This window comes from Exiguobacterium sp. SRB7LM, assembly GCF_015712685.1.
GTDB classification, from domain to species: Bacteria; Bacillota; Bacilli; order Exiguobacteriales; family Exiguobacteriaceae; genus Exiguobacterium; species Exiguobacterium profundum.
Genome location: NZ_VWVR01000006.1, coordinates 2,138,449 through 2,160,717, shown reverse-complemented (window position 1 = coordinate 2,160,717; position 22,269 = coordinate 2,138,449). Strand labels below are relative to the sequence as shown.

Below are 22,269 nucleotides of genomic sequence, written 5' to 3'. Positions count from 1 at the left end.
AGCATGATCACGGTGATAATCCTTTTAGGGATGATTTTCTTTTTCATAGCAGGATGGTTACGGGCGGATTTAGTGGCATTGATTGGACTTGTTTGCCTCGTGCTCACACAACAATTGACCCCAGGTGAGGCGATGGCTGGTTTCTCCAATCCGGTCGTCTTGATGATTGCTGGACTGTTCGTGGTCGGAGCGGGATTGTTTCATTCTGGTCTGGCGGAACGGTTGGCTTCTTTGCTTGTTCCATACGCGGGAGGGAATGCGACGCGTTTATTCTATCTGTTTATGTTGACGGTGACGCTCTTGTCGAGTGTCATGTCCAATACGGGGACCGTCGCTTTGCTCATTCCTGTTGTGATGGTAATGGCACGAAAAATCCAACAATCTATGGATTCTTATCTCATGCCACTCGCCTTTTTTTCAAGCATCGGTGGAACGATGACACTGATTGGGACACCTCCCAATCTCGTTGCGGCAGAAGCACTCCGCGGCCTCGTGGATGAACCGCTCGGATTCTTTTCATTGTTTCCAATTGGTCTGGTCGTGATGGTGATTGGATTGATCTATTTCCGTCTAATCGGGAATCGCTTACTCCATCAAGAAGGGGCGAAACTGTGGTTGAAGACGGAGATAAGTGAGCCATTGCGTCCAAACGTCTATGTGATGTCGATTGCAAAGAGTCATCCGTTAATTGGGAAACAGTTACGTGACCTTTCATGGTCTCATGAAGGGGTTATAGTCTTGAAGGAACGAGTTCATGGACGGCACCATCATGAGACGGCTCATGCAGACACCGTACTACGTGCGGGGGAATTACTTGTCAGCGGTGAGGAACGGCACGTTCGGAACTTTTCTGAAAAAGAACAGATACCATTTGAACCGATTGAGGCCACCCGTGTAGATGATCAAACCGGAGGGGTTCTCCTGTTCACGGTCCCAGGGGTGAGTCGATTAATCGGGAAGCGTATCGGTGAGAGTCAGTTACGTAATCAATTTCATGTCAATGTCTTAAAAGTCATCCGACCACAAGAAGAGATCGCACACGTGCGATTGACAGACACCCCGTTGAAGCAAGGAGACATGTTGATGGTACAGGGGACATGGGATGATTTAGAGCGGATGGAAAGAGAGACACATGACCTGTTATCAAATGAACGGGTGACCGAGGTAGCCAATCGAGTCGTATCGGGGCGTCATCAGCTTGCAGCAGGCATCATCATGCTCATGTTGTTGCTCATGTTCATATTCGAATGGGTCGATCCGACCGTTGCCGTATGGATGGCTGCGCTAGCGATGGTGTTGAGTGGGGCCGTCCGACAGATGGACGTCGCCTATCAATCTATTCAATGGTCCTCGCTCGTCTTGATTGCGGCCATGATCCCGGTAGGAACGGCGCTTGAAAAGGCGGGAATCATGGGATGGGTCGTTGAATGGATTGAAAGGACGTTTGCCGACTTTGGTCCTATATGGGTACTCGTCGTCTTATTCGTCTCGACCATGCTCCTTAGTCAAATCATCTCGAATACAGCGACCGCTATTTTGTTTGTCCCCTTAGCGATTGCACTCGCCGAATCGATGACTGTCAGTCCGGTTCCATTCGTCGTTGCGGTCGCCATCTCGGCATCACTCGCTTTTATGACCCCGTTCGGATCTCCGACAAATGCGATGGTCTTTAGTATCGGCAACTATCGGTTCATGGATTTTATCAAAGTCGGTGTGCCGTTACAACTCATCACGGGAATCGTAGGAATTTTGATGATTCTCATCCTCTTCCCATTTTGAATAGGAGGTTTGGGGACGAGTATCGAAAATAGACGTATCAGCAAATGAAAGGGCGGGCGATGATGAAAAAATGGATATTGGTTTTCTTCTGTCTCTTTCTTGTGGCATGTGGGAAAGAAGTGGGGACGGAACCAGAACCTGAGATGACGCAGAGCGGGAAGGTGGCCGAAGCGTATCTCGAGGAGCAACAGTACTCGATCGTTTCTTTTGAAGGAGAGCATACGAGTACTTTAACCTTAGAGGAACTGGCAGAGGATCGTGAACGGAACGTTTGGGGACTACAAACCGTATCACCGGATGAATACGTGGGTAAGACCATCTACTACGAAAACTTTACGGTGAAAGATCATCCGATTGGTGAGCAATCTCCCGCCGGTCAGATTGCTGTCTCGGTAATGATCGTGGATGGAAAGGTCATCGGCGGGACATCATTCCCCGTGACAGATGGATCAGGTTTAGGGAACGGATATAGTTTGAGCGGAGAATCGCTTGAGGATATTCACCCCGATCTTCAAGAATGGCAGGATGCGTGGAATGAAAAATATGGTGAATGAAAAAGTAGACCAAGACAATCATTGTCCTGGTCTACTTTTGTTAAGATGCTGTCCCTTTCAATTTACCCGGTAATTTGCAACGCTCGAAGTAGATGAGTTGCCCCCGTCGTACGATACGCGCCCCTTTATGCTCATGTCCAGCAGCACGAAGCATGTCGAGTCCTTGTTGTTTGGCCGACTGATCGTCGTTCGCTTCGAACATTTCATTCAATACGAGCGTGCCATCATTTTCAAATCCTGTCACCGTGTATGTTTCCATTCACACGACCCCCTTTTCTTCATTTTAATGAATGGTCATTCATTCTTCAAGAGAAGGTTTTGTCAGTTCGTCGAATGTCAGCTGTCGTGTCGATTCAGTTCGGGGAATCAAATCGGATACGGTCAATCCGATCAAACGGACGGGCTCGATGACGTTCATCTCGTCGAAAAGACGTCTGGCAAGTCGTCTAATCTCATCATGGTCATGCGTCGGGTGGTTTAATTTGATTTGATGACTCCGAGCCTGAAACTCGCTCGTCTTTATTTTGATGGTGACCGTTTGACAGCTCAAGTCTCGGCGATCGAGCTGACGCAATACGTCCTCCATCTCTGGGATGACCCGTTCGAACACTTCTTCCGGGTCATCGATATCAAATGCGAACGTCGTTTCTGACCCAATCGACTTACGCTCTCGCGTGGCCACGACAGGACGCGTATCACGTCCGTGTGCCAGTTCATATAGTTGTTGCCCACGATCGTGTCCAAAGATGGCTTTCAGTTGCTCAGGACGAGTTTGTTGAAGGTCACCGATCGTACGATAACCACTTTTATAAAGCGTTTGGGCGGTCACTTTTCCGACTCCATGCATGGCTTCGATGGAGAGGGGAGCCAGAAAGGTTGCCACTTCATCAAGCGGAACGACCGTGAGTCCATTTGGTTTCTCATATCCTGAAGCGATTTTCGCGACAAATTTTGACGGTGCGACTCCGGCAGATGCGGTGAGACCGGTGCGACGCTTAATCTCGCCTAATATATACCGGGCGATAAAGGGTCCGGATGTACTCAATAACGAATTCTCCGTCACATCGAGGTAAGCCTCATCGAGCGAGAGTGGTTCGACGAGCGGTGTGACCGACTTAAAAATCTCCATCACTTGTGCGCTGACTTGTCGATAGGCATGAAACCGTGGTTTGATAAACGTCGCATGGGGACACAAGGCAAAAGCGCGACGTGATGACATCGCGCTGTGTACGCCGTATTTCCTCGCCTCATAGGAACATGTCGCGACGACCCCGCGGCTGTGGGGAGGGCCTCCGACGATGACGGGCTTTCCTCGTAAGTTAGGACGGTCACGCTGTTCGACAGAGGCATAAAATGCGTCCATGTCCACATGAATGATGAGTCGTTCCATAACATCACCTTTCTTGTGTGAATCACTTTTCTTTCATTATACCGAACTTTTGTTCGTTTTTTGAGTTTTTTGTTTTGACCGATGTTTCGTTGAAGTCGTCTGATTCGGAAACTGTAGCAATGACCCGATCCAATTCTTCCGTTTCAGCCACACTTGGATGATGAGCGTGAAGAGAAGAATCATGAGCCAGGCGAATCCATATCCGAGCGGCCATTCCAGTTCAGGCATATTTTTAAAGTTCATTCCCCAAACCGCACCGAATGCAACGACGGGAGTCGTCAGCGCGGTGAAGACGGTTAGTGCCTTCATGATTTCGTTCCCTCGAAAGTTCGACAGGGTGGAGGCGAGATCTGTCATCGCAATCACGTCTTCTTGATAATGATTGATGAGTGTCAGCAATCGATTGACTCGATAATCGGCAAGTTGATACGATTTTAACTGCTGCAAATCGATCGTTAAAAAAGCTTCTCGTCCGGCCATGACAAGCTCCTTATATGGAGTGACCGTATCCGACCACCGTTCAATCTCACTGCGAAGACCAAAAATCTCATTCATGAACGTAGCGGGAACTTGTCCCGTCATTTCACGTTGAGCTGCCATCAAACGTTCTTCAAACTCATCGATACCGTGAAAGTAGTTGTTCATCCGTTCGGCAAGCAACTCATAAAACGCCTCGATTGGAGAATCGCATTGTTTGGCGAAAACGGACTCATGGTGCAAATCATCAAAGCCGATTGTCCATAAAAAATCAGGTCCAATGAAGTAATGTCCAATTTTTTGTGGTTCCCGTTCTAACTGTTCATAGTCGAGTGTGAGTGAACCATACATATATCCATTCTCGACGACAATCTTCGTCACATTTGAGGTCGTCAATTGTTCAAGCCAATACGTATAGGCTTGAGCATATAGCTGATCAACATGAATATAATCTTCCGGTCGTGTATACCAATCCCATTCCATCATCCATTCCTCCAATTCACTATATTGATAGTATTCCCAAATTGTCAGGAATGTTGGCATCTGTCTCAAACTTTCGTTAAGATGAAGGTACTGAACAAGAGAGAGGTGCTTTCATTGACGACAAAAATCGGTCAGCTCAAAGTGGGCGACACGCTAGACCAATATGTCATGATCAAACAATCGTATAAGGGACTTGCCGGGAACGGGAAACCTTATTTAACATTAATCCTTTGCGACGAGAGTGGTGAAATCGAAACGAAATTATGGGATAGTGCCGATACCGAGAAGTATGCGACGAAAAAAATCGTCCATGCGGCAGGGGAAGTGATGGACTATCGGGGGCGCACCCAGTTGAAACTAAAACAAATTTCAATCATCGAGCAGGAAATAGACATCGCACCGTACGTCCGATCGGCTCCGATTCCGAAGTCAGAGCTCGAGACGACGATTCGTGGATTCATCACGTCACTTCAACACGATGAGATTCGCCGTCTTGTCGAGGAAGTCGTCAATCGTCATGAAGAGGCATACTTCACGTATCCGGCTGCCGTTCGACATCATCACGCGGTCTATTCGGGACTGGCATTTCATGTGATGTCGATGTTGAAGCTCGCGGATACGATGTGTGAACTGTATCCATCCTTGAATCGTGATCTTTTGATTGCGGGTGTGATTTTGCATGATTTGGCGAAAGTCATCGAATTGTCTGATGCGATTACGCCAGAATACACACTCGAAGGAAAATTACTCGGTCATTTGTCACTTATGGCATCGGAACTTGAAGTTGTGTCACGGGAACTTGGAACGGACCGCGAAGTGACGACATTGTTGCAACATCTCGTCTTAAGCCATCACGGGAAGCCGGAATGGGGATCTGCGAATGCGCCACAATTACCTGAAGCGGAGATGTTATTCTTCATTGATAATATTGATGCGCGCATGAACATGTTTGAGAAAGCGTATGAAGGGGTCGAGCCGGGGACATTCACGGAGCGTGTCATGGCACTCGATAACCGTGCCTTCTATCGCCCGAATCTATAATAGATGATCAACGAAAAAGGGGTACTCCATTGCTGGAGTGCCCCTTTGTGATTACTGTTCAGTTGATTCTGCTGCAGGTTCTTCTGAAGACTCGTCTGCGTTTTTAATCGCTTCTTTAACAGCGTCAAATTGTTGTTCTGCTTTTGCATCTTTTACGTCAACGTTGTATTTTTCAATCAACTCAGCGTAAATTTTGTTCGCATCGACAGAAGCTGATTTTTCAGCTGCCAATTCTTCACGAATACGATCTTTCTCGTCTTCGAGTTTCAAGTCTTTCTCTTTACGGTCTGTCACTTTGATGACATGGAAACCGAACTGAGATTGAACCGGTTCAGAGATTTTACCAACGACATCTTCTTTGAATGCGTACTCTTCGAATTCAGGTACCATCTTACCAGCAGAGAAGAAACCGAGTTCTCCACCTTGTTCTCCTGAACCAGTATCCGTTGATTTTTCTTTCGCAAGTTCAGCGAAGTCTGCACCGTCATTCAACTCTTTAATGATGTCTTGTGCCTCTTCTTCTGTTTCAACGAGGATGTGGCTAGCTTCCACTTCCACGTTCTCTTTTGCGAACTGTGCTTCGATTTCTTCATCGGTCACATCGACAAGTTTCGATTTCGCAGCGTCAACGAGCATCTGTCCGCGAAGCGCTTCTTTAAACTCTTCCGTACCGCTCATGCCGGCTTGTTGAATCGCTTGTTCGAACTCTTCTTCTGAGTTGAACTGTTCTTCTGTCTTGCTGAACTCTTCATCTACTTTTTCTTGGTCGACTTGGTCACCGTATTCTTTTTCAAGAAGTGCATTCATCGTCTCTTGGAATGCGAGTTGTGGTACCATGCGGTCATAGCTCATATCCGCGATTTCACCGCGTGTGATTTCGCCGCCTTTGTATGTGACGACTGCTGAATTATCTGACTCTCCGCCGCCTGCGTTCGTTGCCGCATACGTACCGCCAGCACCGATAATGAGTGCGATTGCAGATGCACCGACGATTGCGCCAGTTGAGAATTTTTTATCTTGCTTTTTTGGTTCGTTCGTCATTCCGTTTGACATGTATTCCACCCCTAATAATTCTTTAAAGTTTCTAAGTCCGACTATATCACATTTTCCTAATCATGACAGCTGTTCTCTTGTCTGTACAGTATCATAGCACACAATCCTGTCGTATAATGATGAAATAGAATGTGAAATGATGGGGTGAGGGAAGTGTCACTAGAGGAGAAGGTCGAGCATTTAGCCTATCAGATGAAGATCTTACTCGAGATTGTCGATTGGACAGACCGTCCGTTCGAATATGAGGTGATTCGAGCGAATTTGACGAAACAAGAAGTCGAGTCATTTTATCAATTGCTTGAGGAGATTCGGGCGCAGCAAAACGAGCAATTGCGCTACGGATACACGTCCATAGAACCATTGCTCGTCCATTTTGCAGGTATGTTAGATGTGAGACTTGACGTCAAAACGATTCTTGAGGCATGTGTCCGACAAGGAATCGAGTTAGACGTCACAGAACCACTTTATCGGCAGGTCAGGCTTCTTGACTGAGTTCATCCTCATCAGGGCGTCTGCCTGCCTCTTCTGTGATCATTTTTGACGTTTCCGCAAAGATATCCATAAAGTTATCCCCGTACAAGCGACGCACGATAGCCGTCATATCTGTTAAGTCAGGGAACTTTCCATACAGTTCTTGGAGCGGAAGGGAAGCGCGGAATACGCCGTTCCCTTCTGGGTCGAAGGCGTGAATCGTTTCGAGTAATAACGATTCGCCTTCAGGTGTCAATTGAACGTACGTGTTTCGTTTGTCCGTCTCTTTTTTAGAAAACGTAAGTAATCCACGATCTTCTAACTTCTTCGAGAAGTTGAAAGCAGTCGAGACGTGCATGACGCCATATTTCGCAATTTCTGAAATCGATGCACCGCCTAAAGCGTGGGCAATCCATAAGATATGGTGTTCATTGATATTTAAGTCGAACGGTTTGATCCAGTTTTGCCAGTCTTTTTCGACGGTTTTCCACAAAGCTTTACTCAATTGAATGATTTTGTGGCTATAGAGCATGGCCTCAGGGCCAGTGAATTCTTTTTCGTGTTCCATCTCGATCCATCCTTTCCGGATAAAAAGTCAAATGTAATCGACGGACGATGACCTCAAACACTCACTGTGTTTGATTGACGGTTTTGTCAGTCATAGCAGACTGTACGTTCGAGAGTTCCTGAAGGTTCCCTTGGATGCGCTCGACTGAAGGCTGAATGTCTTGTTGATAGCGTTCGACTTCGGCTTTCACTTGGTCAGTCAATTCTTTTCCTTGCAGTTTTCCTGCGGCGGCAACCTGCGATGCATGTTTCGCCACATTCCCAAATTGTTCTTTTAGCGTAGTGATTGTGGATGCTCGATGTTGTTGAGCAGCGGCATCATTTGCAGTTCCTCGCGCCAGTTTCTTCACCGTGGCGACTCCTAAAAATGCTAAAACAAAGCCGAAAACAATCCAATCTCGACGTTGGCGACTCGACAATTCATTCCCCTCCTCAAGCTCGGATAATCAGAATTACATTCTTTTCATATTATTTTACCAAAAAAGAGTGATTAAAAACCTATATCGCAAATAAAATTTTTCAGAACATTCATTTTTGACCGAAAAATCATTTTATTTTAAAATACAGGTAAAGGAAGGTGATCCTCAGTGGAGAAAGCGAAGCGTTGGGTAGATGACATGCTTGACCTGTATCTCGCTGCGAAACGACTGGGAGATGACACTTGGGCCGAATCCATTATAAATACACTAGAGGCGGGATACGAGGCGTCGAAGCAAACGGAACAGGCACGTGAAGAATCGATGCGAGAAAAGCGGATGCTTGAAATAGATGCCCGTCTAACGAAATTACGAAAAGAATTTGAACAAGCGACATCTGTCAAGACGCGTCAACAGCTATACGAAGTGGCAATTAAGCTTCAGGTCGAGCGTGCGCAATTGGAAGAGGAACGAAAACGACACCGTGATTCAATCAATCAATCATAAATGAGACCCGTCGTCGACGGGTCTCTGTCTGTTTATACGTGGGCATGAATGTTCGATGCAAGGGTAGTGAGTTCTTCCGACGTGAAGGCGTCGTTTTGCGTGATCCACTTCGCACCAAATCCATCCTCGTGTCCAAAGCGCGGAATCAAATGGATATGGAAGTGGTACACCGTTTGTCCGGCAACTTCTTCGGCATTCGATAAGACGTTCATTCCGATGGCACCCGTTTCACGTTGAATCGCTTTGGCGATGGTCGGGACGCGTTTAAAGACATCTGCCGCCACGTCTTCCGGCAATTCATATACGTTTTTCGCATGATGTTTTGGGATGACGAGCGTGTGTCCTTTCGTCACTTGAGAAAGGTCGAGGAAAGCGACGACCGCTTCGTCTTCATATACCCGATAGGATGGGATTTCTTGTTTTGCAATTTTACAAAAGATACAGGTCGGATCTGTATGCATCTTCATTCCTCCATTCTTAAATGTCGTTTCTGTTCCATCATAACACGGAAGTTCGGGCGCAAGAACGATAGGAAGCGAGATGGATTCCTTCTATAATGAAGATAAGTGAGCGCAAAGGAGGTGAGCACATGCCCTATACGAGAAGTAGAAAAAAAGAGCGGATTCCGAAAGTCTTTCTTTTGATCTCTAGTTTCACGATTCTAGTTGGAGCCATTGTTTTCTATATATATGCATACAAGCCGGCGGCAGAACAAGATAAAATTCACGTCGCATTCAAAGAGGCCTTATTAGAAGAAGACCGTACCTTTTTTGAGGAGAAAGTCGAATATCTTGGAGAACCTTTATCGAGAGCGGAGGCTCTACGATTCATGGGGTGGTTGAACGATGAAAAGTCCATTCGAGGAGAGGCTATCGCAGAAGTTGCGAAAGACCGAGCCAACCGAACGTCGGGTATGGAGGCGGACGGATTATTTCGTTTGATCGACACGGGGGAAGGACGGTATGGCTTTTCTGACTATCGAATTGAACTACTCCCACAACGGATTGATGTGACCTCGGATGTACCATTGACGAATATTTGGATTGATGGACAACAGGTAGGACGGATTGATGAAGCCGATGATACGTTATCGTTTGAACAGATGCCGGGACAATATGATGTCAAAGCGGTAGCGGTGACAAATGGAGAGACGGTCACGGAAACCGAAACGATTCAATTGATATCTTCTAAATCCATTGAGTATGCCCTTATGCCTGAATCGAACGAAGCCATTGCCGGACAATTTGATTTGAAGAGGGCTGAGTTGATTGAAATTGAAGTGGAGGCGCAAACGGGTCACTCACTCGAAACGGTCGATTCTTTAATTGGGCAGTCGAGTCAGCAAGTTCAAGAAACGCTTGGTGAACCGGCTGGAAAGCGTGAAGGAAAATGGGACTATGAGCGATTGGCTGTCACGTTTAAAGATGAGGAAGTGGAATCGATTCGGGTCGACCTCGATAAACGACCGGATGATTTGATTGCCCTCCTCGGTGAACCGAAAGCGAAGTCGGAACACCCACTCGGAACAGAGTGGGATTACGGTCAATCGTTCTTCGAATCATTCTTTACGTTCTTTGGTCTTGAGACCGAGAAACAGTTTATCGAAAAGAACGACGCAATGTATTTACTGATCCAATGAAAAAAGAGGGACATTCCATAATGGAAGCCCCTCCGATACATAATCTTATTTTTTACGCATTGATTTCATAACGAACGATACAATCAAGATTAGGATAATCGCACCGATAAGAGCCGGGATAATCGCGATATCCGCAACGATTGGTCCGAAGTTACCAAAGATAAGTCCACCCAACCATGCACCGATAATCCCCGCAATGATGTTACCAATGATTCCACCTGGTACGTCCTTACCTAAAATTAATCCTGCTAACCAACCGATGATACCCCCGATAATCAAATAAAGAATAAACCCCATCATTCATTTCTCCTTCCTCTTTTTGCCCATTGTTCTTTACAACGATTTTGTGGAACAATGGAAGTATTGATGTTTATTTTAAAATGCCTTACAGTTCAGATTATTCCCATGTGACAACATTTAAAACATATACCACGAAAAAAAGTTGAAAATGAAAGGTGTGGTTTTCATGCTGCACGTCGATCGATTGAACGGCGGATATCTCGGTAAACAAGTTTTGCATGACATTTCGTTTGAAGTAAAAAAAGGGGAACTCGTCGGGTTGATAGGGCTAAACGGAGCTGGAAAGTCGACGACAATCAAACACATTTTGGGGTTATTGTCACCCCTCTCCGGAAAAATCGAAATTGATGGCGAGACATTAGATTCTTCCGAAAAGAATTATCGTAAGAAAGTGAGTTACATACCGGAGACACCGATTTTGTATGAAACGTTAACGTTGCAAGAACATATTGAATTGATGGGGAAGGCGTACGATGTGAATCCAGACGAGTTGGCTGCGCGCACGAAACGTTTGGCGAAAGAAATGCGGATGGAAAAGCAACTCGCCTGGTTCCCTTCCGTCTTTTCGAAAGGGATGCGTCAAAAAGCGATGATCTTGTGTGCGCTCGTGACGAAAACGCCGCTCTTGATTGTTGATGAACCATTTGTCGGTCTCGACCCACTAGCGATTCGTCAATTGCTTCAGTTGTTTGATGAATATAAACAAGATTGCGCGATTTTAATGTCCACCCATATCCTTGAGACGGCGGAGCGGCACTGCGACCGATTCGTCTTCCTTCATCAAGGAGTCGTCATCGCGAGCGGAACAGCGGCCGAGTTGCGCAACGTGTATCGATTGTCGCCTGATGCGACACTTGATGATATATATGTAGAAGCAATCGCTTCGGAGGAACGGTCGTCATGAATCGATTTACAGCAAGGCTCGGAACCTGGATGGAAGAGGTCGTCAAGTACAGCCGCTACGTTGCGAACGGGGGACTGCTGTTCACGCTCTATTTCACCTTGATTTACGGGGCGTTCGTCTACAATAGCTTCTTAGAACGAATCGATGGGACATTCCCCGGGACGTGGATTGCTGCGGCGGTCCATTTAATCATGCCGCTCGGTCATCGCCCGCGAACATTCGTCCAGGAGGCGGATCAAGTATTTTTGCTTCCGGAGTTAGGGGATATTCGTTCTTATATGGTGGGGGTACGTTTATTTAATCTCGTGTTTGCTGCACTGCGTGGATTGCTCGTCCTTCTCGTTTTACTACCGCTCCTCGTACGGACAGAGAGTTATACGAGTATCGAAGTGTTATCCGTCGTCGTGACGATGGTCATGTTGTCAGCTGCAGGTCGTTTGGCAAAAGTGGAAGGCGTACGTGAATGGACAATCCTACCGTTTGCGCTCGTGAGCGGCGCTTGTCTTTTAATGGATTGGACAGCGTGGGCATGGGTGCCCGCGTTCATGCCGTTCGTTTTCTTACATGTGAAACGAAACGAGCGCATCCCGCTCTTACACTGGTTGGTGCTTGAGGAGAAGAGTCGGGCTCAGTTTGAACGAGTCATCAGCTGGTTCGTCGATTTGCCGACCTTGAAAGAAGAGGTTCGAGAGCGCCGCGTGTTGACGCGGCTTCTAGAAAATCGGGTCCTACGGCGCGTGGATGCATCGCGTTACGTGTACGGACTTCGTATTCTCCGTTCGAACGACTCACTTGATTTGATTCTTCGCTTGACCGTAGTGGCGCTCATTGTCATGTGGATGTCGGGGGGATGGTACGTCGGATTGGTCACGCCACTCTTTGTAGGCTTGACCGCGTTACAGCTCGTTCCGTTATTTAAACGGTTAGAGGCAATTTCCATCGTTTCCTGGCTCCCGATCACACGCGATGAGCGAATCGCAGGGTATTCGTGGTGGGCGATGCGATTGCTCGTCATCCAGTCCATCGCTCTAGTGATTGCATCTGTCGCTTTCGGTGCCACATGGGATGCGGCGGTCGGGTTGGTCTTGTCTATCTTGGTCACACGCTATTACTTAAGTCGATTAAAATAAAAAGAAGGACATCCTGTGCGGGATGTCCTTCTCATGTGATTAGATTATTTTTTAGGTGACATGACGGATACGCTCGAACCGAGAATCTTCGGGAGGCGTCCTGGTTTCTCAGTTGTTTCTTCGACTTCACCGTATGCTGATACACCATGTTCTGCGATGTCGAGGCCGACATCTTCTTGTTCTTCTGTGACACGGAGTCCGATTGTGACGTCGAGAAGTTTCAAGAAGGCATAACTTCCACCACCGGCGATGACCATCGCGATCAATACACCGAGTGTCTGCACACCGAGCTGTGTCAATCCGCCACCGTAGAAGAGTCCAGCAGAACCGATCCCTGTGATCTCAACGAGTCGAGGAGATGCGAAGAAACCGAGTGCGAGTGTTCCGATGATCCCAGCGACTCCGTGTACGGAGAAGGCGCAGAGCGGGTCATCCACATACTTCGCCATCAAGATGCTCGTTCCGTATGTTGCAACAGATGCGAGTGCACCGATGACGACAGCTGCCCACGGTTCGACGAACGCGCATGCTGCCGTGATGGCAACGAGTGCTCCGAGTACTCCGTTCACGATTGTCGGGATATCTGCCGTCTTCCGATGGAGCATGACGATTGCAAGGGCGCCGAGCGCACCGGCTGCTGTGGCGAGCATTGTTGTCAGCGCCACGTAACCGAAGAAACCGTCAGCGACCGACATCGTCGAACCGGCGTTGAATCCGAACCAGCAAAGCCAGAGTACGAGACCACCAACGACCGTCAACACGTGGTTATGACCAGCGAGTGATTCCGTCTTCCGACGTGGTTTCAAGATGATTGTTGCCATGAGCGCTGCCATCCCACCTTGAAGGTGAACGACCGCTGATCCGGCGAAGTCTTGCATCCCCATCGATCCAAGCATCCCGCCAGCCCATACTGAGCGAGCGACGATTGGGTAGAGGATGGCAACGAAGAAGATACCGAACAGAACGTAGGCAGAAAGCTTAGCCCGTTCCGCAAATCCACCCCACGCGATGGCAAGGGAAACTGCAACGAATGATAACTGGAATAAGAATTTAATGTCGATGGAGACGTTCGCCCAGTCGAGACTTGTGAATGATCCGCTTAAGAAGAATCCTTCTGTCCCAAACCAAGTCGTCCCGTCACCGAACGAGAGACCGAACCCGACCGCCCAAAAAGCAAGTGCCGCCACAGAGAGGCTGATAATTTGTTTGACCGCGACGTGACCGGCGTTCTTCGCCCGAAGCGTCCCTGTCTCGAGTAATCCGAAACCTAATTGCATCGTCAATACGAGCAATGCAGCGATGAGTACATACAGCGTGTCCATATAATAGAGAATGTCTTCCATGTTCATGCCCTCCTTTTTCTTAGGTGCTTTCCAAAAGTTGACTTCAGTGTAAAACGAAAAATTCATGCTGGATTGCATTTTGTCAGATAATCTGACATAGTTTTTTTATTAAGGAGGCGAGGCTGAATGGACTATAAATCGAAGAAAGTGATCGGGATTGGCATTGTGACTGAATTGACGGGACTTTCGGAGCGTCAAGTCCGGTATTATGAAGCAAAAGGTCTCGTCTTTCCGGAACGGACAAAAGGTGGTTCACGTAAATATTCTTTCCATGACGTGGAACGTTTGGTCGAAGTGGCGACTAAACTAGAGGATGGATGGCGAATTCAAGATATTAAGGAACGAGAACGACGATTGTCGACAAAACAGCGTGATGATTTGATTCGAGGTCAATTGAATTCTGCCTTCCGAACATTTCCGACAAAAAAATGACACAAAGAAAACACAATGAAAATGCTTCACATTAGCATAATTCTAATTAATTTCTGTATAATGTTTTTGAGTTCACAAACACGAGAATAAAGAGTGTAGGAGAAATTTAGAGGGGAATGACGCGACGTATGAACGATACTATTTTAAAAGCGTTTAAAGGAGAGGCGACAGATTATGTACCTGTATGGTATATGCGCCAAGCCGGACGCTACCAACCGGAATATCGAGAGATTAAAAAGACGAGGTCACTATTCGAGATCACGCATGATCCTGAACTTTGTGCATATGTGACGGAACTTCCGGTGAAACAACTCGGAGTCGACGCGGCCATTCTATATAAAGACATTATGACGCCACTTCCGTCGATGGGAGTCGATGTCGAGATCAAGAGCGGGATTGGACCGGTCATCGATAACCCGTATCGAACGATGGAAGATGTGGAACGCTTAAAACCGTTAAACCCGGAAGATATCTCATACGTCTTCGACACAATCCGTCTACTACGGGAACGACTAGAAGTTCCGCTTATCGGCTTTTCAGGCGCGCCGTTCACATTGGCGAGCTATATGATCGAAGGGGGACCGTCGCGGAACTACCATCGTACGAAAGCACTTATGTATGCAGAACCGGATGTATGGAATGCATTGATGGAAAAACTCGGCGACATGGTCATCACGTATGCGAAGGCGCAAGCGGATGCCGGCATTCAAGCGTTCCAATTGTTTGATTCGTGGGTCGGGACGCTCAGCCGCAAAGATTATGCACGTTACATCAAACCGACGACGGAGCGTATTTTTAAAGAACTACGTTCACTCGACATTCCGCTCATCATGCACGGTGTCGGAGCGAGTCATCAAATCGAGGAATGGCACGACCTTCCCCTTGATGTGGTCGGACTTGACTGGCGTCTGTCAGTACAGGAAGCACGGGACCGTGGCATCACAAAGGCGGTTCAAGGAAACTTAGACCCGTCGTTCTTGTTAGCTCCATGGCCGGTCATCGAAGAGAAGGTAAAGGAAATTTTAGATGAAGGAATGAAACAGCCAGGTTACGTCTTCAACTTGGGACATGGGGTGTTCCCTGAAGTCGACCCGGCCGTACTCGTCAAATTGACGGCATTCATTCACGACTACTCACGCGAAAAAATGGGAGGCAACGAATCATGAAAACAGTCGGACTACTTGTCATGGCGTACGGCACACCGTACAAACCGGAAGATATCGAGCGGTATTACACGCACATTCGCTACGGACGCAAACCGTCACCGGAAGCACTTCAAGATTTAACGGAACGCTACGAGGCGATTGGTGGCGTATCTCCACTCGCGAAAATCACAATCGATCAAGCAGAGACGCTTCGTGACATCTTGAACGAGCGTCATGTGGGTGAAATCGAGTTCAAACTGTATATCGGACTAAAACATATCGAACCGTTCGTAGAAGATGCGGTCGCGCAAATGGCGAACGACGGCATCAAAGAGGCGGTATCGGTTGTCTTAGCACCTCATTACTCATCATACAGCGTCAAATCATACAACGGACGTGCCCATGAAGAGGCCGCGAAGTATGGCATCGACATTCGTTCGGTAGAGTCGTGGTATGATGAGCCGAAGTTTATCAAATGGTGGGCGAATGCGATTAACGATACGTATGCGTCATTGCCTGTACCGGCTGAAAAGACATGTCTCATCGTTTCAGCGCATAGTCTTCCTGAGAAAATCTTGGCTGGTGGCGACCCGTATCCGGATCAGTTGAAAGAAACAGCTGATAAAATTGCCATTGAAACAGGCGTCCCGCATTATGAGATTGGTTGGCAGTCAGAAGGAAACACGCCGGACCCATGGATCGGACCGGATGTTCAAGATTTGACGGCTGAACTTTATGAAAAGCATGGCTACGAGGCGTTCGTCTATACGCCGGTTGGCTTTGTTGCAGACCATCTCGAAGTATTGTTCGATAACGACGTCGAGTGTAAAGTTGTCTGTGACCGCCTCGGTGTTCACTACGCACGTCCAGCTATGCCAAATGCAGAGCGAAGCTTCATCGAAGCCATCGCGGATCGAATGGAAAGCGTGATTGTGCATCATGCGTAAATTCACGATTGTCGGTGGTGGGATCACAGGTCTCACCGCCGCTTTTTATGCGGAGCGTTATTTGCCGGAAGACGTGACCATCACGTTGCTCGAGGCGACCGATCGCCTCGGAGGAAAGATTGATACGTATGAGACGGGCGAGTTTGCGGTGGAACGTGGTCCGGACTCGTATGTCTTTCGAAAGACTGCGATGACGGAATTGATTGAAGACGTCGGTTTAGGCGATGAACTTGTCCGCAATGGAGTCGGTCAGGCGTACGTCCTTCATCATGACGGGCTCCATCCGATTCCGAAGCAGACGGTGATGGGGATCCCGCTCGACGTCAATGCGTTTCGTGAGACGACGTTGCTTTCGGAAGAAGAGCACGAGGACTTGAAACAGATGTTGCTGTCACCACCGAATGTAAAAGCACCTGATTCGGACGTTTCACTCGGTCTGTACCTTCGTGAGCGTGTCGGAGATCCGATTGTCGACCGATTGATTGAACCGTTACTCTCTGGTATCTATGCCGGAGACATCGATCAAATGAGTGCGATGTCGACATTCCCACAGTTCATCGAGGGAGAAAAGAAATACGGGAACTTGTATGAAGGGATGCGACACTTACGTCCTGAACAACGAGTCGCGGAAGTTGGGGCGAAGAAGGTTGGTCAGTTCGCCTCGTTGAAACGTGGACTCAAATCACTGACGGACCGCTTGGCAGAACGGTTGGACCGAACTGAAATCGTATTAAACTGTTCCGTTGAACAAGTATCCGAGCGTGAGGACGGGTACCGCCTCTTCACGAATCGCGGAGACATCGATACAGACCATTTGGTTTTGACGGTCCCACCGCGTCTCATACGTCAGTTCCTCCCGAAAGTCGATAGTGACTTCTTAGCGGATATGAAGCCGCATGCGACGGCGACGTGCTCACTTGTCTTCAAAAAAGAAGATATTGAGCTTCCTTTTGTCGGGACAGGGTTCGTGACGAGTCAAGAAGCAGATGTGACCATTACTGCGTGTACGTTCATCGACCAAAAATGGCCGCATGCGGTGCCTGAAGGATATCACGTTCTTCGTGTCTTTTTAGGGCGCCCCGGGGCAGATGATATCGTTGAAGCATCTGACAAAGAAATCATCGAGACGGCATTACACGATCTTCAAGGCCTGATGCGTATCCATCGTGAGCCGATTCAAACCGTCGTCAGTAGACTCCGTGATGGGTTGCCTCCTTATGCAGTCTTTCATGCGGACCGCGTAAAAGCACTTCGGGCCGAGATGAGCCGGGTATACCCAGGCGTCATTCTCGCAGGAATCGCCTATGACGGAATCGGGATGCCTGACTGTGTGAAGAGTGTACGGGAACAAGTGAAGGCTTTGCGTGAAAAAAATTGAGATTTGATGAAGGGAGGGTTCGGATTGTTCCGAAGCCCTCTCTTTTTGTTATAGTTAAAAGCGAAAGAGAAAAAGGAGTGATGGAAGATGGCAACGTATAAACTTTTTGTATCAGACATGGACGGTACGATTTTGCACAACCACACCAAAATCGCGGATGAGACAGCGGAGATTGTTCGTGAAGCAGAGGCAGCAGGGATTCGCTTTGCGATTGCGACGGGGCGCAACTATGTGAATGCGAAACAGATTTTAGACGAGGTCGGACTTTCTTGCCCGATCGTCTCGTCGAATGGGGGACGTGTGCTCGACACGTCGGGAGAAATCCTTCATGAAATCGATTTGACGATTGAAGAGGCACTTCAAGTCATCGATGTCCTTCATCAAGATGACAAGTATGCGGACGTTTTTTACGAAATGTACACAGAAGCGGGACTCGTGGCGAGCCGTGGCGATTTGATTGAAGCATCGATGAAAAACTTGAAAGCGAATGGTGACGACCGCTCGCTCGAGATGTACGAATTCTTTAAGAATCGCTACTACGTCAACGAAGACGTCAAAATTGTTGATGACATTGAGAACTTTATCCGAGAAGAAGCGGGACGTGTCTACAAGTTCATCGCTTTCTCGAGCCACCTTGAGAAAATGAACGGACTTTGGAAAGAAATCGAAGACCAAGTCGAAGGGGTGTATGTCACGTCTTCAGGCAATGATAACATCGAAGTGATGGCACACGGTGCAGATAAAGGGAATGGTGTGACAAAACTTGCCGAACATTATGGCATCGATTTATCTGAGGTCGTCGTGATCGGGGATAACTTGAACGATGTTCCGATGTTCAAAGTGGCCGGTAAAGGGATTGCGATGGGCAATAGCCATGAAGACTTGATTGCCATCAGCGACCATGTCACCGAACGCCATGATGAGTATGGTGTGGCGAACGCATTGAAGCGCGTGATGACAGGTGAGTGGAAGTAAAAGATTTGTCGAGGGCTCGTCTCGTTTCGTATAATACGAGTAACGAACATCCGACTAGGAGGAAATAAACTGTGAAATTTATTTTTAATCCGGATATCCGCGACCCGAAGCTCAACTTGGCGGTTGAAGAGTATATCCTTAAACATTTGAACGTAGACCATGAAGATTACTTCTTGTTCTATATCAACGGTCCGTCCATCATCATCGGGAAGAACCAAAACACATCAGAAGAAGTCAACTTGAAGTACATCGAAGAGAATGGCATCGATGTCGTTCGACGTCTCTCTGGTGGGGGTGCTGTTTATCATGATGAAGGGAACTTGAACTTCAGCTTCATCACAAAAGATGATGGTAACTCGTTCAACAACTATAAGAAGTTCACACAACCGATCGTGGATGCGCTTCGTAACCTTGGTGTCGAGGCAGAGCTGACAGGTCGTAACGACATTCAGGTCGGAGAACGCAAAATCAGCGGGAACGCACAATTCACGACGCGTGGACGCATGTTCAGCCACGGGACGCTCATGTTCAACTCGAACATTGAAGAGGTCGTGAACTCACTTAACGTCTCGGAAGAGAAAATGCGTTCAAAAGGAATCAAGTCCGTTCGTAGCCGTGTAGCGAACATCACTGAATTTTTAGAGCGTGAGATGGAGATGGAACATTTCGTCGAAGCGCTTCTCCATTCGATTTATGATGGAGAACAACCGGAACGCTATGTGCTTCGTGACGAGGATTGGGAAATCGTCCATGATATCTCGAAAGAACGCTATGCGAACTGGGACTGGAACTTTGGGAAGTCGCCGAAGTTCGACGTCGAGTCGAAACGTCGTTTCCCAATCGGAACAATCGATGTCCGCTTGAACGTCAACAAAGGGACAATCACAGAAGCGAAGATTTACGGTGACTTCTTCGGTGTCGGTGACATCCAAGATGTCGAGCAAGCGCTCGTTGGGACGCGTTTCGAACGTGCGGCCATCCGTGAGCAATTGATGCAACTCGATTTGAAACATTACTTCGGAAATGTTGAGCTCGAGGAATTAGTTGATTTGATTAGTTAAATTAGTCATGGCGGTCTCTACGGAGGTCGCCTTTTTTTTTGGCAGTTTCGTGAACGTTGAACGTACGGATTGCACCTGGATGGGAGAAGGCGTATCATAATTTGTGCAAGCGCTTTCGTAGAGGCTGATCAAAATAGGAGGAATCACAATGTATCGAAGGCTCAGTGAATGGATGGACCCGAGTCGGATGTGGGTGACGGAACAATCGACGTTTGAACGTGCGATTATGGCGGTAGGTCTTGAATTAGAACGAAAAGGCATGGTCAGTTCTTCATTTACGCGAGTCGTTCTCGATCAAGAAACGGTCATTCCTTCTGGGGTGAGTGATGTCGCTGTGCCGGTTGCGGTCATTGATGTTCCTATCTCCATAGCGAAACGAGACGGTATTTCCCTTCTTCATCTGCTGAACACGTGTAAAGTAAAAACCATCACGGGAGAGACGATTCAAGCGAAAGCGATATTATTCATTACGGCTACGAATGAATCAAAAAAACAAGGCTATCATAAACTGATTGATGATTTGCTCATGGATGATGAATCCCTTCAAGCGCTCGTACACGTGAAAAGTCGAGCCGGATTGTTCCACTTGCAGGCGAACTTTTTGGAAGCGTTTTCTTATTGAAACATTTCATGTACAATAGAAGTAATTGAAAAGAGCGCGGACAACGTGCTCTTTTTTATGGCTCAAAAGTGAATCATCATTCATTTAAAGGGGGATTACCATGGCAAACTTAGTCAAGTCACTACAAGAAGTAGTGATTGCTCACCCGCAGAAAGCAGCGTATGTGTTTGGGGAAGACACGGTGAGTTACGGACAGTTTTATGGGCAAGTCAAGGCGATGGCGTCGACACTTGAGCAAAAAGGAATTGGACAAGGCGATCACGTCGCCCTCGTTCTCGGAAACAGTCCTGCGTTCCTGATTGCATATTTTGCTGTGTTGTCACGTGGAGGGGTCGTCATTCCGATCAACCCTACATACACGCCTGATGAAATGGCCTACATTCTGCTTGATGGGGATGTAAAGGGGATTGTTGGCTTATCACCGCTCGTCGCACAGGCGGAAGCGGCACTCACGAAGTTGCCTCACTTAAAACTCGTGATTTCCGTTCCATATGCCGATGTTCCGGCATTGAAGCGGGAGGGGACGATTGAATTCATCCCATTCGCAGAAGCGTTTGCTGAAACAGAAGGGACGTTCATCGAAGTGGACGAGGATGAAGTTGCCGTCATCCTTTATACGAGTGGGACGACCGGAAAACCGAAAGGAGCTCTCCTCACCCATCGAAACTTGTTCTCGAATGCGCACTCCATCGGGGAATATTTGGACATCACGCCAGAAGATAAGGCGTTGGCGGCATTGCCGATGTTCCATGTTTTCTGTTTGACGGTCATCGTCAATGCACCACTCCTCCGAGGGGCGACGATTGTCATTTTACCGAAGTTCTCTCCACAAGATGTGTTTGACTTGGTGCCGAAGCACCGTGTGACGTTGTTTGCCGGAGTGCCGACGATGTACAATTTCTTGTTACAGACGGCAATGAAAGTACCGGCCTACACGTCTGCGTTGAAGCATGTCCGTGTCTTCGTCTCAGGAGGAGCAAGCTTACCAGTTCAATTGCTCGAGTCATTTGAGCAGATGTTTGAGTGCAAGATTCTAGAGGGATATGGCTTGTCCGAGGCATCGCCGGTCACTTGCTTCAACCCGCTCCATGGCGAGCGAAAAGCCGGGTCGATCGGACCTTCAATCGTTCACGTCGAAAATAAAGTCGTCGACGAGCTTGGGGAAGAAGTCGGCGTCGGTGAAGTCGGAGAGTTGATTGTACGAGGACCGAACGTCATGAAAGGGTATTACAAACTACCGGAAGAAACGATGATGACACTTCGAGACGGATGGCTCTATACAGGCGATTTGGCGCGACGTGACGAAGATGGTTACTTCTATATCGTCGACCGGAAGAAGGATATGGTCATCGTTGGAGGCTATAACGTATACCCTCGTGAGGTAGAGGAAGTATTGTATCAACATCCGGATATCGTCGAAGCTGCCGTCATCGGTGTGCCGGATGCAGAACAAGGGGAAGCGGTGAAAGCGTTCGTCGTCACGAAACATGAAAATGTGACGAAAGAGGACATTCGTGCATACACACAAACGAAGTTGGCGAAATATAAGCAGCCGACTTATATTGAGATCATCGAAGAGCTTCCGCGAAATACGACAGGTAAGATTTTACGAACGGTCTTAAAGAGCGAAGCGTTTCAAAATAGTTGAGTAGAGA

Annotated in this window: 25 protein-coding genes; 16 read left to right on the top strand and 9 right to left on the bottom strand. The window is 47.7% G+C overall.

The window, feature by feature from the left end:
• Positions 1–3: 3 nt before the first annotated feature.
• Both F3H97_RS11840 and F3H97_RS11835 read left to right on the top strand, forming a co-directional pair.
• Positions 4–1,779: an SLC13 family permease gene (locus F3H97_RS11840; protein ID WP_196431495.1), complete on the top strand. Its 1,776-nt coding sequence runs from the start codon at positions 4–6 to the stop codon at positions 1,777–1,779.
• A 62-nt stretch (positions 1,780–1,841) separates the two neighbouring features.
• Positions 1,842–2,333, top strand: a complete 492-nt coding sequence (locus tag F3H97_RS11835; RefSeq protein WP_196431494.1) for a hypothetical protein — start codon at positions 1,842–1,844, stop codon at positions 2,331–2,333.
• 40 nt (positions 2,334–2,373) lie between these two features.
• On the opposite strand, the gene F3H97_RS11830 is transcribed toward F3H97_RS11835, so the two are convergent.
• The 3 genes from F3H97_RS11830 to F3H97_RS11820 are packed head-to-tail and all read right to left on the bottom strand — an operon-like array spanning position 2,374 to position 4,683.
• Positions 2,374–2,592 (bottom strand): YhzD family protein, encoded by a 219-nt coding sequence (locus F3H97_RS11830; protein ID WP_078146414.1) that lies wholly within the window; start codon positions 2,590–2,592, stop codon positions 2,374–2,376.
• A gap of 39 nt (positions 2,593–2,631) precedes the next feature.
• The gene (gene dinB / locus F3H97_RS11825; RefSeq protein WP_196431493.1) at positions 2,632–3,723 is read right to left on the bottom strand and encodes a DNA polymerase IV; all 1,092 of its coding nucleotides are present in this window, start codon (positions 3,721–3,723) and stop codon (positions 2,632–2,634) included.
• A gap of 36 nt (positions 3,724–3,759) precedes the next feature.
• On the bottom strand, positions 3,760–4,683 hold the full coding sequence (locus F3H97_RS11820; RefSeq protein ID WP_196431492.1) for a magnesium transporter CorA family protein: 924 nt from the start codon (positions 4,681–4,683) through the stop codon (positions 3,760–3,762).
• Positions 4,684–4,764: 81 nt separating this feature from the next.
• On the opposite strand from F3H97_RS11820, the gene F3H97_RS11815 reads away from it, so the two are divergent.
• Positions 4,765–5,724, top strand: coding sequence for an HD domain-containing protein (locus tag F3H97_RS11815; protein WP_074037677.1), 960 nt, complete (start codon positions 4,765–4,767; stop codon positions 5,722–5,724).
• Between the two features lie 51 nt (positions 5,725–5,775).
• Here the strand turns inward: F3H97_RS11815 and F3H97_RS11810 are convergent, their stop codons facing one another.
• The gene (locus F3H97_RS11810; protein WP_196431491.1) at positions 5,776–6,777 is read right to left on the bottom strand and encodes a peptidylprolyl isomerase; all 1,002 of its coding nucleotides are present in this window, start codon (positions 6,775–6,777) and stop codon (positions 5,776–5,778) included.
• Between the two features lie 153 nt (positions 6,778–6,930).
• On the opposite strand from F3H97_RS11810, the gene F3H97_RS11805 reads away from it, so the two are divergent.
• Entirely contained in the window at positions 6,931–7,269 is a 339-nt protein-coding gene (locus F3H97_RS11805) for a DUF1878 family protein (RefSeq protein ID WP_235189241.1), read from the top strand.
• Here the strand turns inward: F3H97_RS11805 and F3H97_RS11800 are convergent.
• A complete protein-coding gene (locus F3H97_RS11800) occupies positions 7,253–7,816 on the bottom strand; it encodes an HTH-type transcriptional regulator Hpr (RefSeq protein ID WP_015880933.1) in 564 nt (187 codons plus the stop codon). The genes F3H97_RS11805 and F3H97_RS11800 overlap by 17 nt on opposite strands.
• Positions 7,817–7,877: 61 nt before the next feature.
• Complete coding sequence (locus F3H97_RS11795; protein WP_031421186.1) at positions 7,878–8,234, bottom strand: hypothetical protein; 357 nt, start codon at positions 8,232–8,234, stop codon at positions 7,878–7,880.
• A 168-nt stretch (positions 8,235–8,402) separates the two neighbouring features.
• On the opposite strand from F3H97_RS11795, the gene F3H97_RS11790 reads away from it, so the two are divergent.
• On the top strand, positions 8,403–8,738 hold the full coding sequence (locus F3H97_RS11790) for a hypothetical protein (RefSeq protein ID WP_196431490.1): 336 nt from the start codon (positions 8,403–8,405) through the stop codon (positions 8,736–8,738).
• A 32-nt stretch (positions 8,739–8,770) separates the two neighbouring features.
• Here the strand turns inward: F3H97_RS11790 and F3H97_RS11785 are convergent, their stop codons facing one another.
• Positions 8,771–9,199 carry an HIT family protein gene (locus F3H97_RS11785; protein WP_015880936.1) on the bottom strand — a complete coding sequence of 143 codons (429 nt, stop codon included), beginning with the start codon at positions 9,197–9,199 and terminating at the stop codon, positions 8,771–8,773.
• 128 nt (positions 9,200–9,327) lie between these two features.
• Between F3H97_RS11785 and F3H97_RS11780 the strand changes: the two genes are divergently transcribed.
• A complete protein-coding gene (locus tag F3H97_RS11780; RefSeq protein ID WP_196431489.1) occupies positions 9,328–10,377 on the top strand; it encodes a hypothetical protein in 1,050 nt (349 codons plus the stop codon).
• Positions 10,378–10,422: 45 nt separating this feature from the next.
• Here F3H97_RS11780 and F3H97_RS11775 read toward each other — a convergent pair whose 3' ends face one another.
• Complete coding sequence (locus tag F3H97_RS11775; RefSeq protein WP_047795606.1) at positions 10,423–10,674, bottom strand: GlsB/YeaQ/YmgE family stress response membrane protein; 252 nt, start codon at positions 10,672–10,674, stop codon at positions 10,423–10,425.
• Positions 10,675–10,843: 169 nt separating this feature from the next.
• Between F3H97_RS11775 and F3H97_RS11770 the strand changes: the two genes are divergently transcribed.
• Positions 10,844–11,581: an ABC transporter ATP-binding protein gene (locus tag F3H97_RS11770; protein ID WP_230872851.1), complete on the top strand. Its 738-nt coding sequence runs from the start codon at positions 10,844–10,846 to the stop codon at positions 11,579–11,581.
• On the top strand, positions 11,578–12,711 hold the full coding sequence (locus F3H97_RS11765) for an ABC transporter permease (protein ID WP_196431488.1): 1,134 nt from the start codon (positions 11,578–11,580) through the stop codon (positions 12,709–12,711). The genes F3H97_RS11770 and F3H97_RS11765 overlap by 4 nt, the downstream gene beginning before the upstream one ends.
• A gap of 44 nt (positions 12,712–12,755) precedes the next feature.
• Here the strand turns inward: F3H97_RS11765 and F3H97_RS11760 are convergent, their stop codons facing one another.
• The gene (locus F3H97_RS11760; protein WP_047795604.1) at positions 12,756–14,060 is read right to left on the bottom strand and encodes an ammonium transporter; all 1,305 of its coding nucleotides are present in this window, start codon (positions 14,058–14,060) and stop codon (positions 12,756–12,758) included.
• 120 nt (positions 14,061–14,180) lie between these two features.
• Here F3H97_RS11760 and F3H97_RS11755 point away from each other — a divergent pair, with 120 nt between their 5' ends.
• From F3H97_RS11755 to F3H97_RS11720, 8 genes are all read left to right on the top strand, one after another.
• Entirely contained in the window at positions 14,181–14,486 is a 306-nt protein-coding gene (locus F3H97_RS11755; protein WP_196431487.1) for a MerR family transcriptional regulator, read from the top strand.
• Positions 14,487–14,602: 116 nt separating this feature from the next.
• A complete protein-coding gene (gene hemE, locus F3H97_RS11750) occupies positions 14,603–15,652 on the top strand; it encodes a uroporphyrinogen decarboxylase (protein ID WP_015880943.1) in 1,050 nt (349 codons plus the stop codon).
• Positions 15,649–16,578, top strand: a complete 930-nt coding sequence (gene hemH, locus F3H97_RS11745) for a ferrochelatase (RefSeq protein ID WP_078146425.1) — start codon at positions 15,649–15,651, stop codon at positions 16,576–16,578. The genes hemE and hemH overlap by 4 nt, the downstream gene beginning before the upstream one ends.
• On the top strand, positions 16,571–17,956 hold the full coding sequence (hemG, locus tag F3H97_RS11740; protein ID WP_196431486.1) for a protoporphyrinogen oxidase: 1,386 nt from the start codon (positions 16,571–16,573) through the stop codon (positions 17,954–17,956). Before hemH ends, hemG begins: the two co-directional genes overlap by 8 nt.
• A gap of 87 nt (positions 17,957–18,043) precedes the next feature.
• The gene (locus F3H97_RS11735; RefSeq protein ID WP_074037668.1) at positions 18,044–18,931 is read left to right on the top strand and encodes a Cof-type HAD-IIB family hydrolase; all 888 of its coding nucleotides are present in this window, start codon (positions 18,044–18,046) and stop codon (positions 18,929–18,931) included.
• Between the two features lie 71 nt (positions 18,932–19,002).
• On the top strand, positions 19,003–19,992 hold the full coding sequence (gene lplA, locus F3H97_RS11730) for a lipoate--protein ligase (protein ID WP_074037667.1): 990 nt from the start codon (positions 19,003–19,005) through the stop codon (positions 19,990–19,992).
• Between the two features lie 148 nt (positions 19,993–20,140).
• A complete protein-coding gene (locus F3H97_RS11725) occupies positions 20,141–20,614 on the top strand; it encodes a PTS sugar transporter subunit IIA (RefSeq protein WP_196431485.1) in 474 nt (157 codons plus the stop codon).
• A 100-nt stretch (positions 20,615–20,714) separates the two neighbouring features.
• Positions 20,715–22,262: a fatty acid--CoA ligase family protein gene (locus F3H97_RS11720; protein ID WP_196431484.1), complete on the top strand. Its 1,548-nt coding sequence runs from the start codon at positions 20,715–20,717 to the stop codon at positions 22,260–22,262.
• Positions 22,263–22,269: the final 7 nt, after the last annotated feature.